Genomic DNA, 17,877 nt, shown 5'->3' on the forward strand with positions numbered 1-17,877 from the left:
CAGTACGATCGTCGGAATCGACTTAAGGTGATCAATGGCAGCGAGAGGAAAAGTTTCCAGGCTTGCGGATCCTACCAGAACTGCCACGTCCGCTTCGCGCCGCTCCAGTAGATCGGCCGCCGAGAACTCGACGGGGTTATAGCGCGGATAGCCCCGAGACAGGCTGACGCTGAAGGGGTAGCCCGTCTGCCAGCAAAGCACACTGTCGGCCCCGGACACGTCACCCGCCACTCGCATCCGGCGGGCATAAAAACGCGTGAACTCGTTGAGGTCCGTGACCAGTTGCAGCAGTGCTTCGACGTTGTGATGGCCCATCGACTGGCGGACAAGTTCATATCCAAAAAACACGATCCCGCAACGGCACGACTTCATCCGTTCCGCAAGGTCTTTCAGCTGATTCAGTGGAAGTCCCGTCTTCGCTCCTGGCGCTGGCTCGATTCCCTTCAGTAAGCCTCGCAACGTCCACAGGGCTTCGAAGTCCTGTCCCGGTTCCATATCGAGAATCAGATCTGCTGCGGCAGACGTTTGTGTGCGCTCCGAACCGATCACGATGAGGGTTCGATCCGCGCGACCATTGGGCGTGAGCATCCCCGGACGCATCGAATAGCGTTCCAGATGTCGAGGCTGCCATTGAAGGGGATCTGATCCCCAGTAGATCACCAGGTCGGCCCGGTTTCGAATTTCTCCCAACGAGCAGGTCGATTCGCCTGTCTGCTGCAGCGCAAGAATCGAGGGGGCATGTCCTTCTGAGGCGGTGGTGTCAATCGTGGCTCCAATTCGATCTGCCAGAGCCAAGGCGGCACGTTGTCCATCCGTACTGCTTCGGGACAATCCGTAGATTAAAGGGGCGCGAGCGTTCCGGAGGTAACCCGCCGCCGCCTCAATCGCCTCATCAAGTGAGATATCCACCCCAGATCGCGTTGCAGCGACGGGAGTTGTCGAATTCTGTTGATGGAACCAGTCACCTATGCGCGAGCAGAACGGTTGGTAATCCACGATCCGTCCATTTCGGACAGTAACACGTAGATCATCACAGACACACGCACATACGGTGCAGGCGACGTCTTCCAGGATTTCGTCCAAAACTCGTGCCTTTTCGTGTTGCATCAGTCAGGAAAATATTCGAATTCGTTCAGCTTACTGTAAACGGTCTTCTGACGTCACCAGAATTGAGGAAATGAAGTTACGGCATTTCGTGGGCGGGTTGCGACGACAAGCCTAAAATCTGGTACCGTTTAGACATGTCTGCCATTTCTCAGCCAAATCTGCGTGAACTCTCGAAGGAATTTAACATGAAGGTGTTGGTATCCGGAGCGACGGGACTGGTCGGATCAGAATTGGTGCCTTCTCTGACAAGCCAGGGACACGAAGTTCTGCGACTGACCCGACGTCAGGCCGAGGAAGCGCATGACATCCGCTGGGACCCCACCCGAAAAGAACTGCCGAAAGGGAGACTGGAAGGGACGGATGTCGTCATTCATCTGGCAGGAGAAAATCTGTCTCAGAAGCGTTGGTCACCACAGTTCAAACAGACGCTCCGCTCCAGTCGCATCGATGCAACCCGTTTTTTGTGTGAGACACTGGCACAACTGAAGTCCCCGCCAAAAACGCTGATTGCAGCCTCGGCAGTGGGATATTACGGTGATCGCGGCCGTGATCTGCTGAACGAAACATCCCCACCGGGAACCGGGTTTCTGGCAGATCTCTGCAAAGAATGGGAAGCCGCATGCGAACCAGCCCGGGCTGAAGGAATTCGAGTCGTCAACCTGAGGTTCGGAGTGATCCTCTCTCCGAAAGGTGGCGCACTGGCCAAGATGTTGACACCATTCAAACTTGGCGGCGGAGGCGTGATTGGATCCGGGAATCAGTACTGGAGCTGGATTGCCATCGAGGATGTCGTCGGAGCCATCCAGCACTGTATGACGCACGAGAAAATTTCGGGCCCGGTCAACGTCACTGCCCCCAGTCCCGCAACGAACTACGACTTTACCAAGACTTTGGGATCGGTTCTGAATCGACCGACAATCGTCCCGATGCCCGCCTTCGTTGCTCGGACCGTTCTGGGTGAAATGGCGGATGAACTCCTTCTGTCCAGCGCTCGCGTGATGCCGAATCGATTGAGCGAAACGGGCTATCGCTTTGCCTACCCCAGCCTGGAACCTGCATTGAAGCACGCACTTGCCCCGCAGCCTGCAAAGCACTGAGCTTCACGGTGTGTGAGTGCGAGAGGTGTGAATGCACGATGTTCGATGGACTCAAGCGTCTCCTCTGAACTTAGGCATTCCGGGGGCACCGGAGACCTGCAACGCCAGTCAAGACCGCGCAACACCCAGAGAGTCAGTCCCAGGGACAAGGAGGGGAGACAATCCCACCTTGTCCTTTTGTCATCAACCAGCCGTCGCAGTGATCACCAGATGTCCTTGAACGCCTGCCGGTTGGCCAGGCGATGCCGCCCCGGTTCAAAACGCTCCGGCGCGATTGAGGTGATCCGCAGCCAGACCGGCTTTGTCCCGACGAGCCCTTCAATCGAGAGGTGAGGTCCCAGTTCGTCACTCGGGTCGACTCGCAATGCCTGCCAGGTAATCTTGTCGACATGCGAAAATGCCGCGAGCAGCGGTTTCACGTCGACACTGAACGGAGAGGGGCGCAGACGACCGTCGTGCGGTCCCCCGATGACCTCGGTCAGGGACGCAAAGAGCGTAATCTCCCAGATGCCGTCCATATCGTGAAAGTGGCAGCCCAGCGGGGCGAGATCATCATGCGAACGAATGCAGGATGTGACGTCATCAGCAAACGACGATAACCAGTCCGGTGGGCAAGTCATCTTGTGAAGGCTCCGTCATGCGGGGGAGTTGGCTCGGAAGTCGAGAGCCGAGTTGGCAATCGATGTGCCACTGCAATAATTCCCGCATGGGTTTGCGACGATAACGCAGCCGCCGTTCTGGCGTGCAATCGCCGCATCCATGACTTGCTCAACTCCTCAGAATGATCGGAGAAATCGGAATCCTGCCCGCAGTTGAATACCCGATAGATCCCGAACAAGTATCACTGCGTTCCTGAAATAACCGCAACAAGTGGCGTGACCGCTCTCCTCGACGGTATTCCCTGGGGGTGGAACATTTTATCAGGCGGGCCACACTTCCCTATGGTCGAGTCGTTTCAAAGTTGAAACACGCTCGCTCGATTTGGTTTACAGATGTCAACAAATCGTTGCCCCCTTCACCCAAACAGTCCCTGCCAGACCTCGAATTCTCGCATGTAAGAAAACTTCCGATCATGGACATCTACACATTTATTCACCGCATGGCGCCATGCCAACCGTCACGGGCGTCGGCACAGGAGGATGACTGAACCGGCAGAACTCGATTTACGTCCGGAGAGTCTGTCCATGACAGAGAATTGCTGTTGGCGGAATTCGTCTCAACAGACTCTCGTCGTTCTGCTATAAGCCGCGCGAAATCACCCTTTCGAACCTTGGCAGCACCTTGCCAACTGAGGACTCATTTCGCTGGAAGTCGCTATTCAAAAAAGCCTTACAGAGAACCGTCTGCCGGTCTAACGAGAGATTCCGACTGCAGGGATGAGGCCTTTCAAACTGCCATGCTGACAAATTTTTAATCACGGATGAATTCGACGCAGACATCGAGAAGGAGGTCGCAAATATGTGCGGAATTGTAGGCTATGTCGGTCCCAAGCAGGCTTACGACTACCTGATCGAAGGTTTGTTTCGGCTGGAATATCGAGGTTACGATAGTGCCGGGGTCGCTCTCCAGGACGGCAGCAAGATCTCGATCCGGAAAAAAACGGGCCGCGTCTCACAATTGGCGGACCTTTGCAAACTGTTGCCAATCCAGGGAACATCCGGAATCGGCCATACCCGCTGGGCAACTCATGGGGAACCGAGCGACACAAACTCGCACCCCCACACCGGTGGCAACGGGGAAGTCGTTCTCGTCCACAATGGTGTGATCGAAAACTACTCGATTCTGCGTGACCGGCTTCGCGAACTGGGCTACGTATTTCGCACCGCCACGGATACGGAAGTGGCGGCCCATCTGGTTGCCCATCAGTTGGAAGAAGCCGTAAAGCTGGGCGATGACCCATTTGAAGCGGAGACGTGCGTCCGTGCGGTCGAATCCGCAGTCCGACAGATCAAAGGAACGTATGGACTGGCAGTGATGTTCCGCGATGTCCCCGGATTACTCATCGCGACCCGGTTCGGCAGCCCGCTGGTCGTCGGGATGGGCCGAGGCGAGTATTTTCTCGCCAGTGATGCGAGTCCCCTCGTTGGTCACACGAAAGAAATTGTCTATCTCAACGATCACGAAACAGCGGTCATCAAGGCTGATTCATTTGTGCTGCGACACCAGGACGGTAGTGCCCCTGCACTCTCCATTCGAGCGCTGGAGCAAACCTCCCGCGACACCGATTTGGGGGAATTCGATCACTACATGCTGAAGGAAATCTTCGAGCAACCTCAAACGATCGAAAACGCGCTACGAGGCCGATTGGACGATGAGGAGGCCACCGCGAAGTTCGGCGGGCTAAACCTCGATCCCCAATCGCTGGGACGGATTGACCGGATCGTTCTCACGGCCTGCGGAACCAGTTGGCACGCGGGGTTGGTGGGTGAATACCTCATCGAAGAATTCGCCCGTATTCCGGTGGAAGTGGAATACGCCAGTGAATTGCGATACCGCAATCCCCCGATGGCCGACCGCACAATGATCTTTGCGATCACGCAAAGCGGCGAAACGGCGGACACCCTCGCGGCCTTGCGTGAGTGCAAGCGAAAGGGCCATCCGACCCTGGCCATCTGTAATACAGTCGGTTCCACAATCGCCCGCGAGGCGGACGGCGGAATTTATCTGCATGCGGGCCCCGAAATCGGCGTCGCTTCAACCAAGGCGTTTACCTCACAGGTGACCGTCTTGACCCTGCTGGCCCTGCTGCTCGGTCGAATGCGACATCTGTCGCACCCCGCAGGCAAACGAATGATCAGTCAACTGCGGGAGATGCCCGACAAGATCCGACAGGCCCTGAAATGCTTTGACGCGGTTAAGGACGTCGCTCGTAAATACTACACGGCAGAAAATTTTCTTTATCTGGGACGACTGTACAACTTCCCGGTGGCCCTCGAAGGGGCTCTCAAGCTGAAAGAAATCAGCTATATTCACTCAGAAGGCTACCCCGCCGCCGAAATGAAACATGGTCCCATCGCGTTGGTCGACGAGGACACACCGAGCGTCTTTATTGCTCCTCGCTGCGAAATTTATCCAAAGGTGATGAGCAATCTGGAAGAAGTCAAAGCCCGCAAAGGCCCGGTCATCGCCATCGCCTGCGAAGGGGACGACAAGATTGCGGAACTGGCAGACGATGTCATCTACGTACCAGACGTTGATGAATACCTTCAGCCCCTGGTCACGTCGATTCCCCTGCAGCTCCTGGCCTACCAAATCGCCATTTATCGAGGGTGCAACGTGGATCGCCCACGAAACCTCGCGAAAAGCGTGACCGTCGAGTGAAAGTGAGTTCGATCGTCTCCGAACCGGACGGAGGGAAATGCAGTTCTGGGCCCATGACGCTCAGTCAGGGCTCGGAAACTGATCAAATGTCGAGCGGCGTACTATGGGATTCATAGCTACGACTTGGCAACAAAGAGTCAGGCAGTTGCCCTGAGGAAAGGTTCTTTCCCTACAAAAACTCAGATGAATATGAATTTTCACCGATTGGCCGGGACCTGGCGCCTCACAACAGTGATACCAAGGGCTTGAGACCATAAAAAAAAGACGCATGGAAGTCTTCACTTCGCCCCTCATAGAGCGATCGAGCGCGCTTTTTCGGCGCACGGTTCAACTCTCGTGGGCAACATGGAGGGTACGGAAGCGTCACGCTGTCAAGGCCGTCGCATCACGTACGCTGCAGACTTCCACCGGTTGCCAAACCTCCGCGGTCCAAGGCGACACTCCGTCGAACGAAATCGACGTGTCGCCTGACCACCAATAGATTTAAGAGGTTGCAACGAATTCAACGCCGACAGACAGGTTTCATTGTCCGCACATCTCTGGAACCATTTCCATTGGTACATTCACAGTCAGTTCTCGGCGTCGGATCGAGACATCGGCAGGTGCTTCGATCCCCAGGCGGACACGGCCACCCTTCACCTCCAAAACGGTTACCGTAATCGTGCTGTCGCCAATATCGATCTTCTGATTCACGCCGCGAGTTAAAACCAACATCGTTCTCTTCCTTGAACTAGAGCAGTAGGTTCCACACCGAGCCACATACACTCGCAATTATTACACCACAGACGAATTCCGGCATCCTTCGGTTCCCTAAATGCTGAGGAACTTGAGCACAATTCTGACCTTTTACGCTATTTTTCGGATATTCAGGCCGTGTGGTGCCCCTGTCTCGGTGGCGAGTTTTGACCAACTGTCCAATTATGGACAAGTCATTTTGATCAGCAGTTGGCTGAAACGCCACTTCACTGGTAGCTGATCGATCTGAGCGGCATAATCGCTGCCTTGCCAGAATGCAGCCAGGCTCGCTCAGAAAGCGCTCACGATGACCACGACCTTCCGTAAGTTTGGCCTCCTCTTCATTTTCACTATTTTCACGCTCGGTCAGATGACACTCGGTCGGGTTCAGGCTCAGGAAACCTATTCTCCCAAGATCGAGGAGAAGTCCGAGGAAGGGGCGCTGGCGCTCCATCGTTTTAAGATTCCGGGTGGCTTTCAGGGCGAACTGTTCGCCGCTGAGCCGCAGCTGGCAAACCCGGTGGCCTTCTGCATCGATGAGAAGGGACGGATTTTCGTCGCGGAAACGTTCCGGCAGTCGAAGGGGGTCGAAGATAACCGTGGGCACATGGACTGGGTGATCGATGACTTGGCAGCTCAAACAGTTGCCGACCGCATTCACTTCTTCAAAAAGCATCTGAAGGAACATGTCAAAGACTACGGTCTGGAGCATGATCGCATCCGAAGACTGGTCGATACGGATGGCGATGGGCGAGCTGATGAAGCCACCGTATTCGCCGACGGATTCAATCACATCGAAGAGGGGACTGGCGCGGGGCTGCTCGCTCTGAATGGAACTGTCTACTACACGTGCATCCCCAGGTTGTGGGCACTGACGGATCCGAATGACGATGGGGTTGCGGACGCGAAGCAACCGCTTCATGACGGCTTTGGCGTCCGCGTGGCATTCCGAGGTCACGATCTGCACGGACTGATCCTCGGTCCGGATGGTCGTCTCTACTTTAGTATTGGCGATCGTGGATACAACATCGTTCTCAAAGATGGGACGCAACTGGCGAAACCGGACCAGGGAGCCGTCTTCCGCTGTGAATTGGATGGCTCGACCCTGGAAGTCTTCTGTACCGGCCTGCGAAACCCACAGGAACTGGCCTTCGACGATTTCGGCAACTTATTTACGGGTGATAACAACTCTGACAGCGGCGACCGTGCCCGCTGGGTTTATCTGGTCGAAGGATCGGATACCGGCTGGCGAATGTATTATCAGTATCCCCAGGACCGCGGACCCTGGAATCGGGAAAAGCTCTGGCATGTGCACCACCCCGGTCAGGCGGCGTACATCGTTCCTCCCGTCGCCCACTTCGCCGATGGTCCCTCGGGGCTGGCCTACTACCCCGGCACGGGCCTGGATGAAAAGTACCGGGGGAACTTTTTCCTCGCAGACTTTCGTGGACAAGCCTCGAACAGCGGAATCCGAACTTTCTCACTGGTTCCCAAAGGGGCTTCTTTTGAACTCGTGAACCCGGAAGAGTTCGTCTGGTCGATTCTGGCGACGGACATCGACTTCGGTTACGACGGGGAAATCTACGTCTCCGACTGGGTCGACGGCTGGGATGGCCTGGGAAAAGGCCGCATCTACCGGTTCCGCGACGAGCTACATAGTAAGTCCCCCGTCGTGAGCGAGGTCAAAGATCTGATGAGCGAAGGTTTCGAATCGCGTACTCCCGAGCAGCTCAGCCAGCTTCTGGGACATGCCGACTACCGAATTCGCCTGCGAGCCCAATTGGCCATGGCCACAAAAGGCCATACCGAGCAACTGACAGAGATCGCAATCAGTCATGAAAATCTCTTCGCCCGCGTGCATGCCATCTGGGGACTGGGGCAGATCGGACGTAAAGATCCCTCGGTGCTGAAACCGCTTCTGGCGCTCGCGCAGGACCGCTCACCTGAAGTTCGTGCACAAGTGGCCCGAGTCTGCGGAGAGGCAGCCTTTGCAGAAGCAGGACCGATCCTGGCCGAAATGGTTAAGGACCTTGATCTGCGAGTCCGATCCCTCGCCGCGATCGCCGTTGGAAAACTGAAATACAAACCGGCGTTTGCCCCGCTGCTTGAAGCACTCGCCGAGAATGCCGACGCCGACCCGACACTACGACATGCCCTGGTGATGGGCCTGGTGGGAACCGCATCGGCGCAGGAACTGTTGACCGCTGCACGCATTCCCAACACCTCGATCCGACTGGGGGTCGTCGTCGCTCTCCGTCGCCTGGCCAGCCCTGGCCTGGGACTCTTTCTGACCGATGTCGAACCTCTGATCGTCACCGAGGCGGCTCGTGCAATCCATGACCTGCCCGTCCCGAACGCACTGGAGGCCTTAGCCCAGCTTCTCGACCACCCGGGACTGCCAGACCCGGTCGCCCGACGAGCGATGAGTGCGAATTTCCACTTGGGAACGAAAGAGAATGCGGAAGTCGTCGCCACGTACGCAGGGAATCCGCTCAGTGACGAGGTGCTGCGGATCGAAGCGCTCGCGGAACTGACCGAATGGAACGCACCAGGGCCGCTGGATCGCGTGACGGGTGACTATCGCCCGTTGGACAAACGGAACGTCGACATCGCTGAAGTCATTCGGCCGTGGATGGACTCCTATTTCGCGGGCAGTCCGAATCTTCGTGAAGCGGCCGTCAAACTGGCCACGCAGTACGCAATCGGCGACGTCGAACCGTATCTCATTGAAATCCTCAGCGATGCCAAGGACTCCCCCACCCCCTTAAGAGCGTCGGCACTGGCCGCTCTTCACGCTTTGAAGAGTCCGCAACTTGCCTCGTGGGTGGAACAGTCCCTTGAAGATGAACAACCTGCTGTGCGCAGCGAAGCACGGCGCATTCTCGCTGCAATCGATCCCGCCCGGGCCGTTCGCTCATTCGCGGAAATTATGGCAGGAAACTCGACTTCGGAACAACAATCCGCCGTTCAAGCGCTGGCCAGCTTGAAACGGGAAGATGCCGATGAGGTCATCGGAACGTGGCTCGATAAGATGGTCAATGGAGCAGTCCCCCCCGTCCTCCACTTGGACCTGCTCAACGCCGCAGAGACGCGAGGCACTCCCCGACTTCTGACTCTGGTCAAGGCGTTCAATTCAAAACGTTCGCCCGCGGATCATCTCAAGGACTTTCGTGAGGCTCTGGAAGGTGGCAATGCCGATCGGGGACGTGAAATCTTCTTTGGTCGGGCAGACGTATCCTGTCGTCGTTGCCACAAGATCGACAACTCGGGCGGCGAAGTGGGACCTGACCTGTCCGGGATTGGCCTCGCTAAATCTCGCGAATACTTGCTCGAAGCTCTCGTTGATCCCAATAAGCAAATCGCCAAGGGGTTTGAGACGGCCATCCTTTCACTTCAGGATGGACGTGTCTTCGCAGGGATCGTCAAAGACGAGAATAACGAGAGGCTGCGTCTGCACCTGCCCGATGGCCAGCTCGTCACTATCCCGATTGCCGAAATTGAAGAGCGAACCGTCGGCAAGTCGGGAATGCCGGAGGATCTCGTGAAAAAGCTGACGAAGTCGGAGATTCGGGATCTGGTCGAATTTCTCGCTCAACGAAAATCGCCAACCGCTTCCGCAGCTCACGGAACGAAGTAGAACCCTCGCCGTCAGAGATACCGCACATGAATACCGTCAGGTGGAACGTCTGGCTCAAGTTCGGCATGTTGACGATCCTTGCGATCCGGCAGATGTCCTCCGAGGTCGTCAGTGCAGAAATCTCGGTCGCAGACTATCCCAGCATTCAGGCAGCCATCGATGCAAATCCTGGCGGAGAAATCCACCTTCCCGCAGGCGACCATCGTGTCGATGCCACCGTGCGGATCAGTGGGTCCGGCACCTGCCTGAAGGGATCCGGCCGGATCGTGATGACGAATCCGGCAAGGCACATCCTCGAGATCGAGCACGCCCGGCGTGTTCGGGTGGTGGGAATCACGCTCACCCGGTCGGAAGGGAAGCTCGATACCGAGCACCCCGCACTGCTCGTCTCGGATGGGGACGACATTACGATCGACCAGGTGAGCATCATCGATAATCGAGCCAGAACCAGCGCGATTCGCTTTTCAGAAGTGCGCAACGGACGGATTCTCAATTGCGACGTCCGTAACTATATGACGATTGCCATCGATGATCGCACGGCAAATGCAGAACTTTTGGGCTATGCGTTTCGGTGCATCGACGGCACAGGGATCGCCATTGATCGTTGCCAGGGGACGCTGATCCAGGGCAACACCATCATCGAAACTCAATACCGCCCCACGCCCGAAATCAAGGCGCAGCATCAACTCGGGAAGTTCACGAAGAAGAATCCGACCAAGGGACTGCTGATCTCTCAGGAGGCCTGGGATGCAGAATATGTCAACAACTGGCACCAGGGCTCAGCACTGATTGTCACCGGACCGGCTCAGAGCAAAATGACGCGGATTCTTGGCAACCACATTGAGAATGCCGCGCAGGGTATCGACATCCATTCTGACCACGTCATCATCAGCAACAACGTCGTCCACAATAGTTTTATTGGGACGAAAGCCATGCACGGCTCACGGAACGTGCTGATTACCGGCAACCAATTCTCACAATGTGTTCTCTGGGCCATCGGACTCATGTCCGGTTCGGGAGCCTATCCCGGCACAGCGTCAGAGAATGGCAACCCTGCCATTGCGGCGAATGTCGATGGCGGATCGCTGATCACGGACAACGTGATTTCACAGTTCGGCTACGGAGATTCGTACTGGATGTGGAAAGATTCCAGCCGCGCGGTGTTTCGTTTTGACCGTGGTCAGGAACCGACCGACCCACCGCTACGTGATGTTTTGATCCAGGGAAACATCATCTCGAACCCCGACCCGGACGAACTTCCGGAGCGGGTAGACGAGACAACCGAGTCGCCTCGGTATCATTATGCCGTCAGGATCGAACATGGATCCGAGACATCCCCACGCGGCCTGCACTTCGGCACAAACGTCTTCCCCGCAGGAAGTCGGGGCGTTTCCAATGTCGAGCTTTCCAAACCGTGACGATGTGCGACACTGTGAATAAGCGAGAAGTCGCTCCGACCTTCCCGCTCTGCAGGCACCGTTGAGTGAGCGTCACCAACTTTTCCGGGCGTCGACGCGTCAGGCTATTCGCCGAACGAACGATCGACGTCTATTCCGTTCGCAGGCGATCGCAGAGAACTGCACACGGTTGGCATGTGCAGTTCTCTCGTTCAAAACTCATCAGGCGAGGATCGGCAGCAGTGGTGATGAACCGTGCTGAATCTGCTGGGTGACAATACTTCCGATCAAGGTCGTCGGAGTACAGTCTTCGACTGAAACCGTGGTCATCGACCCGGCCAGTCGCGGATTCCCATCGAAGACGACGATTCGGTCGCACAACGTGCGACCGGTCAGTTGGACGGGACCACCCGCCGCGCCGGAATCGCCCCGTTTCACTTCGGATTTGCTGGGCCCTTCGACCAGGATTTCGACTTGGCGACCGATAAACGCCGCGTTGTCCTCGGCGCTGATCTGGTTCTGCAAAGCCAGCATTTCCTGATTACGCTGGCGCTTGACCTCTTCAGGCACATCATCCATCAGCAGTTCATTGGCTTTGGTGCCCGGTCGGGGGCTGTACTTGAAGATAAAGCTGTTCTTGAACCGGCACTCGCGGATCAGTTCGAGACTCTTCTGATGGGCTTCGTCAGTTTCACCACAGAACCCGACGATGAAGTCACTCGAGACGGATGCCCCGGGCATCGTGCTACGGATACGACCGAACATCTCTCGATAGTCTTCGATCGTGTAACCCCGCTTCATCCGCTTGAGCATTTCGTTGCAGCCCGATTGCGCCGGGACATGCAGGTACTGGGAACACTTGGGCAAGTCGCGAACCGCCTGAAGCAGGTCGTCGGTCATGTCCTTGGGGAAGTTCGTGACAAACTTCAGCCGCAGGATTCCTTCAACATCGTGGATGAGTTCCAGGAGGTCCGAAAGTCGGAACAGCTTCCCATCCTGCTTCACTTTGTAACTGTTGACGGTCTGGCCAAGCAGAGTCACTTCCTTGACTCCCTGATCAGCCAGCACTTTGACTTCGTGCAGAATGTCCTTTGGAGGACGGCTTTGTTCCGGTCCCCGTGTCATCGGAACAACACAGTAGGTACAGAACTTGTCGCAGCCGATCATGATCCGGACAAACGCCTGATGCGGCGTCGGCCGCATCTCGGGTTCGCGCAGGGGATCATAGCTCTGGAAACTGTCACTGACCTCGGCACGCGAGCCCTCCTTGCGATCGAGACTGACCGCGAGAGACCGTTCACGTCGTTCACGGGCCGCATCGATCAGCTTCGGAACTTCAGCCAGTTGTCCCGTCCCGACCACCATGTCGACGTGCGGAGCTCGCTGGAAGACCAGTTCCTGGTCCTTCTGAGCCATACAGCCGAGAACCCCGATCACCTGGTTGGGGCGAGAGAGCTTGCTGTACTTGAGGCGGCCCAGTGCGGAATAGATTTTGTGTTCGGCGTGTTCCCGCACACTGCACGTATTGAACAGAACCGTGTCCGCTTCGCGAATGTCATCGGTCAGGCTGTAGCCGTCTTTGCGCAAAGCGCCGACAACCAGTTCGCTGTCCAGCATATTCATCTGGCAGCCTACGGTCTCAATAAACAGTTTACCGTTGTGGGAGGGTGTCATGCTCATCAGCTTTTTACTCGTTCAACATATTCGCCCGTTTGAGCATTGATCCGGATCATGTCCCCGGTGTTTACAAACGCCGGGACCTGGACAACCTCGCCATTTTCCACAGTGGCCGGTTTCGTCAGGTTCGAGGAAGTGTTTCCGCGAACCACGTCTTCCGTATAAGTCACTTTCATCACCGCCTTGTCAGGAGCGGTAAATCCGATCGGCTGCTCACCCCAGTACATGATCGAGCAGACGGCGCCGTCCTGCAGGAACCGGGCCTGATCCGCCGCGACATCCAGGGGGATCGTGTACTGGTCAAATGAGCTTTGGTCCATGAAGACCAGACCCGTGCTGTCTTTATAAAGGAACTGCCCGTCGCCCACACGGATCTCGGCGGCTTCCAGGCTGTCTCCGCTCTTGTAGGTGCGATCGAGCAAGGTTCCCTTGATCAAATTCCTCAGCCGACATTTGTAAAGGGCCTGTCCTTTACCTGGCTTCACGAAGTTCACTTCGACCATGTCGTAAGGTTCGCCATCCAGGATGACTTTGGATCCTTTGCGAAAGTCGCTCGTGTTGAGCTGAGCCATATGTCTTTTCTTTGTGGTGTGATACGCTGACTCACGCGTTGCCGGAGTCGATTAACTTGCCAAAACTGAGCCGCGTAGAATATCAGATGCGGCTGTAGCTGTGAATCGTTCTGTCAAGAGCTCTCCCGCATCGATCACCACCATTTGATATGTTGCTGCCCCACCTCGTCCCCTTCAGCACGTAACCCCGTCGAACAAGTTGCCTTCGGGCGAGTAAAGGATTCGATTCTCGTGGACCCGTCGGTTCGTCAGAAATCTTCACCCGTCTCATCGAAAATGGGGAATCGAGATTCCTGGCACGAGTCTCTCGCAAGGGCCATTCGCGATCCGGACGTCCTGTTCGAACGGCTCGGACTGCCGACAGAGTCGCTTGAGCCGGCCCGCCGAGCCTCGCAGTTGTTCCCGCTATTCGTTCCGGAGAGTTTCCTGCAGCGAATGGAACCCGGAAACCTCGCAGACCCCTTACTGATGCAGGTCCTGCCGCTCGATGTCGAAAACTGGCCTTCGCCCGGGGCCGCCATCGATGCCGTCGGAGACACGCAAAGCCGTCGAGCACCCGGCCTGTTACACAAATACCATGGTCGGGCACTGATGATTGCCACCGGCGTTTGTGCGGTCCACTGCCGCTACTGCTTCCGGCGGCACTACCAGTATGAACTGGAACCGCGTCGGCTCGATGAATGGGAACCGGCGCTGGAAGTCCTGTCGCGTGACGAGTCGATTCAGGAGGTCCTGCTGAGTGGAGGTGATCCGCTGATGCTGACGGATTCCCGTTTGACAGAGATCATCCGCCGGCTGGAGATCATCCCGCATCTCAAGCGACTGCGGATTCATTCCCGGATGCCGATTGTCCTACCCAACCGGGTGTCGCAATCCCTTATCGAACTGCTGACGGGATCACGACTGACTCCGATCATGGTCGTTCATGCAAACCACCCCCGGGAAATCGCCGGGGACTGCGAACAGTCTCTGCGGCAGCTTGTCAGATCTGGTATTACCACATTGAATCAGTCAGTCCTCTTGCGAGGGATCAATGACAATGCGGACACGCTGACAGAGCTCAGCGAGCGACTGATCAATGTCGGCGTCATCCCTTACTACCTGCATCAACTCGATCTGGTGCAGGGAACCACTCACTTTCAGGTTGATGAATCCGCTGGTCAGTCGATACTCGCGGAACTCCGTACCCGGCTTCCCGGCTATGCCGTTCCCCAGTACGTCAGAGAATTGCCGGGCCAGCCTCACAAAACGCCTCTGTAGACTTAACATTGCAGACACAGTGTGGCCCATAGCCGATTTTTGTTCTGACAGGTCGTTCAAAACTCGATTTTAATGTTCTCACTACTGTAGATCGGCAAATGGCGGTAGTAGACCTCGAGAGTCATAATCGAGAGGCACGTCATGTAGAGACGCCCCCCTCCTCCTCCGTGAGGGTCCGCGATATCCCAGCTTCCCGCGAGGTGACCATCGGTCACCGGGTGCTGCGTCCGTACGAGATGGTCTCGCATCACGCTGTTCCAGCGCGTCCACTCTTCGCCGCCCCAATGGTGCATCACCTGCGTCGCGTAGTAGTTGAAATACATGTTGTTAGGCTGGGGTTTGACCTGATCCAGATAAGCCACTCCTTTTGCGAGTTGCTGATTCTGGGGATTCCAGCCGAGGTACATCCGGCAGAGCAGTCCTACTGCGGTCATCGTCGGTGTTGCCGGTCCTTCCACCTCGCCCGAGACATTCGGGTCAGGCGTGTACATGTAGCGCGAACCGCCGTGCGATTGTGTCGCATTCAGGAACTTTTCGGCCTTCCTGAATGTTGGGGGGGCAATTTTCAGCTTCGCCGAATAGCCGCTCTTGAGAGCCATGATTTGCCAGCCGGAGACCGATAGATCTCCCGCGTCACCGGGACTGTATCGCCAGCCTCCATCATTCTGATTCTGCGCTTTTGCGATGAACTCCACTGCCCGTTCTGCCGCGTTTCGGATTCGAGGATCTCTCGTCATCGCCGCGCTCTCACACAGCGCAATGGTGCAGATTCCCTGAACGTACATCCCTTCATTCGATGTGACGTTTCCCCGTAAGTCGAGACCCGCCGTCGTGGGCTTGGCCGCTTTCAGCAGAAAATCCAGCCCCCGTTTCACGCTCCGTTGGTGTTCCCCTTTCTGATGAGTGTGCCCACCCCCGAGAAACGCTAGCAAAGCCATCCCCGTGGCACCGGTGGGACATGCCGCGAAGCTGCCGTCCTGCGAGCACGCCCCCTTGCATTGCGGGTGCTTTGAATGATTGAAACTCCAGCTTCCATCAGCCATCTGGTGATGCTTCAGCCATTTTAAGCCGAGCGCAACGGCAGCCTCGCTCGCCGCATTTCCGCCATATCGGGCCATCAGTGCCCGCTTCGCCTGCACAGACATCCGTCCCGACGTCTCAACCGCGACTTTCATCTCCGGGATGCCCGGGATTTCGCTGAGATCTGTCACAAGTTGACCGAGGTCGTCACTCAAGTCGAGTTCGATCTCTCCAGGCTCGTCGAGTGCCAGCTCGGACCCGGAATCGACCAGTTCCGCGACGGGGAGTGAGTCATCGCGGATCTCTTCAGGCTGCTGCAGCGGCGGCTCAATGATCGTGGCCGTCGGGTCGTCGCGGTACGTGATGATCGTATAGATCTGTTCCACCAGTTGCGGATCGTGCAAAACGATCAACGCACACAACCCGAGAACGCCCGTATGGAACAGAAAGCTCACGAAGAGGACTACAGCGAGTCTTGACCAGTTAGCAGAACGGGGTGCAGCAGGAGTCGCGACGACGATGGGGGGACGACTCTTAAACCAGTGGGGTTTCGAAGCATCACGCGGTGGCAACGGTGGCGGCGACGCAGAAGCCGGTTGAGTTTCAGGGACATCTTTGCGTTCGCTGCTCATCTAAGACTCACGCATTGACTACCAGTCTACAGCCGGTTCATCCGTCGGCATTCAGCCTTCTTCCATCCCCATTCGGCCGAGGAGTACCGCACTGCCCCGGCGATGCAGCAATCGCGGCGAGAACCGGCAGCACCTAACGGCATCGCGTTCTCCGTTTTTCGCCTACTGCTTCGGAATCTTGATTTCCTTTGTCGCCACCTTGTCGTAATTCGGATTGCGGTAGGATTCGATAAATTTCATTGCGAATCCACTATCCAGTTCCCATTGCGCCCGTCGCGCCCACGGAGTTCGCGGATGATTAGCGATGACATCCAGAAGCTCTTGTCGCGCGGTGTCGAGTTGCCGTTTCAATTCGTCGAAGTCCACTTTCGTCTGCTGAATCTGTTCTTTGTCTGGTTCGAGCAGTTCGTGGACGCGGTGAATGTCCCAGCTGTTATTCATGGGATTCGAGGGCATCGGCCGCTGTTTTCGGTGTTGGTCCAGCGCCAGCAACAACTGGAACAACCGTACCCGATAAGCCAGACACTGGGCATGCATCAGCTCATAGTTGGCCCGCCAGCGCTGGGACGTTTCTCTTTCTCGCAATTTTTTGACGGATTCCAGCACCCGCACCTGGTCATTCAGCATCCCCATGGCGCGCAGGGCTCGTTTGAACGTTTCTTCTCCCTGCTTATCGAAGGTGGACGGGTCGGTGCTGTACCAGAGCTGCTGCATGTTCAGCTTCTCATCGGTGTGGGGATTGAGCGCCGCCACCACCTGCCACTGGGCTTCACGGAATTTGTGCTCGAAGCGGTCTTTGATGTAAACCTGTCGCGAGCTGAGGTCAGGGAGATACTCCTTCATATCGAGCAGATCGAACTTGCGCTGCTCGTGAGACCCTGCGCTCGTGAGGTTGTCTTCATTGCCAGGTAGCATGAAGAAGATCCCTCCCGTCTGCTTGGCAATTCGCACCTGCTCGTAGGGGCCAAACCCGCTGGAAAACACGTCCCATCGGCCATGCAATCCGTCGAACTGCAAACACTCGGGCTCAGGAGTTTCGGGGCCTCGATTGATCGCGATCCAGTGGTTTAGACCGTAGACGGGGTCCGTCCATCGGACATGCGCGTATGGGTACCCGAAGACGGAATAGTGTCCCAGGAAATAGACGGGGGTACTTCGCAGTGAATTCGTTTTTGTGGAGGACCCTTTGCAGATGGCGATCGTCTCTTCCACCTGATTGCCATCATCACCTGACTCATCGGAAACGACGATGACGACCAGTTTGCGATGCTGGCTATTGGCGGCCTGGCGATACTTCGAAACAGCGGCCTGGATGGCACCGCACATCTTCTCGACACCGCTCTCGTCAACTTTGATCTTGTCGATCGCACTCTTGATTTCGTCGATGTTCGAGGTTGGTTTCTTCGTATGTTCGTTGATTCC

12 protein-coding genes are annotated in these 17,877 nt (G+C 56.5%); 5 read left to right on the forward strand and 7 right to left on the reverse strand.

Going from position 1 to position 17,877, the window contains the following annotated elements; all coding sequences use genetic code 11:
* A partial coding sequence (locus VGE80_RS18240; RefSeq protein WP_440593657.1) for a formylmethanofuran dehydrogenase subunit B occupies positions 1 to 1,107 on the reverse strand: 1,107 nt, incomplete at its 3' end.
* A gap of 185 nt (positions 1,108 to 1,292) precedes the next feature.
* On the opposite strand from VGE80_RS18240, the gene VGE80_RS18245 reads away from it, so the two are divergent.
* A complete protein-coding gene (locus tag VGE80_RS18245) occupies positions 1,293 to 2,204 on the forward strand; it encodes a TIGR01777 family oxidoreductase (protein WP_373651258.1) in 912 nt (303 codons plus the stop codon).
* A 203-nt stretch (positions 2,205 to 2,407) separates the two neighbouring features.
* Here VGE80_RS18245 and VGE80_RS18250 read toward each other — a convergent pair whose 3' ends face one another.
* Positions 2,408 to 2,824 carry a hypothetical protein gene (locus tag VGE80_RS18250; protein WP_440593658.1) on the reverse strand — a complete coding sequence of 139 codons (417 nt, stop codon included), beginning with the start codon at positions 2,822 to 2,824 and terminating at the stop codon, positions 2,408 to 2,410.
* A gap of 838 nt (positions 2,825 to 3,662) precedes the next feature.
* On the opposite strand from VGE80_RS18250, the gene glmS reads away from it, so the two are divergent.
* A complete protein-coding gene (gene glmS / locus VGE80_RS18255) occupies positions 3,663 to 5,525 on the forward strand; it encodes a glutamine--fructose-6-phosphate transaminase (isomerizing) (protein ID WP_440593659.1) in 1,863 nt (620 codons plus the stop codon).
* A 522-nt stretch (positions 5,526 to 6,047) separates the two neighbouring features.
* Here the strand turns inward: glmS and VGE80_RS18260 are convergent.
* Positions 6,048 to 6,239, reverse strand: coding sequence for a carbon storage regulator (locus tag VGE80_RS18260; RefSeq protein ID WP_373651255.1), 192 nt, complete (start codon positions 6,237 to 6,239; stop codon positions 6,048 to 6,050).
* A 328-nt stretch (positions 6,240 to 6,567) separates the two neighbouring features.
* Between VGE80_RS18260 and VGE80_RS18265 the strand changes: the two genes are divergently transcribed.
* Together VGE80_RS18265 and VGE80_RS18270 are read left to right on the forward strand one after the other, a co-directional pair.
* A complete protein-coding gene (locus VGE80_RS18265; RefSeq protein WP_440593660.1) occupies positions 6,568 to 9,897 on the forward strand; it encodes a PVC-type heme-binding CxxCH protein in 3,330 nt (1,109 codons plus the stop codon).
* Positions 9,898 to 9,923: 26 nt separating this feature from the next.
* Positions 9,924 to 11,315 carry a right-handed parallel beta-helix repeat-containing protein gene (locus VGE80_RS18270; RefSeq protein WP_440593661.1) on the forward strand — a complete coding sequence of 464 codons (1,392 nt, stop codon included), beginning with the start codon at positions 9,924 to 9,926 and terminating at the stop codon, positions 11,313 to 11,315.
* Positions 11,316 to 11,516: 201 nt separating this feature from the next.
* Here the strand turns inward: VGE80_RS18270 and miaB are convergent, their stop codons facing one another.
* Positions 11,517 to 12,977 (reverse strand): tRNA (N6-isopentenyl adenosine(37)-C2)-methylthiotransferase MiaB, encoded by a 1,461-nt coding sequence (gene miaB / locus VGE80_RS18275; RefSeq protein ID WP_440593665.1) that lies wholly within the window; start codon positions 12,975 to 12,977, stop codon positions 11,517 to 11,519.
* A complete protein-coding gene (gene efp / locus VGE80_RS18280; RefSeq protein ID WP_373651252.1) occupies positions 12,974 to 13,543 on the reverse strand; it encodes an elongation factor P in 570 nt (189 codons plus the stop codon). The genes miaB and efp overlap by 4 nt, the downstream gene beginning before the upstream one ends.
* 231 nt (positions 13,544 to 13,774) lie before the next feature.
* On the opposite strand from efp, the gene epmB reads away from it, so the two are divergent.
* The gene (gene epmB, locus VGE80_RS18285; protein ID WP_440593662.1) at positions 13,775 to 14,803 is read left to right on the forward strand and encodes an EF-P beta-lysylation protein EpmB; all 1,029 of its coding nucleotides are present in this window, start codon (positions 13,775 to 13,777) and stop codon (positions 14,801 to 14,803) included.
* 56 nt (positions 14,804 to 14,859) lie between these two features.
* Here the strand turns inward: epmB and VGE80_RS18290 are convergent, their stop codons facing one another.
* Positions 14,860 to 16,455 carry a prenyltransferase/squalene oxidase repeat-containing protein gene (locus VGE80_RS18290; RefSeq protein ID WP_440593663.1) on the reverse strand — a complete coding sequence of 532 codons (1,596 nt, stop codon included), beginning with the start codon at positions 16,453 to 16,455 and terminating at the stop codon, positions 14,860 to 14,862.
* Positions 16,456 to 16,617: 162 nt separating this feature from the next.
* Positions 16,618 to 17,877 (reverse strand): vWA domain-containing protein (locus VGE80_RS18295; protein WP_440593664.1); only part of this gene is annotated, 1,260 nt, incomplete at its 5' end.

Origin of the sequence: Schlesneria sp. (genome assembly GCF_036405755.1) — a bacterium.
GTDB classification, from domain to species: Bacteria; Planctomycetota; Planctomycetia; order Planctomycetales; family Planctomycetaceae; genus Schlesneria; species Schlesneria sphaerica.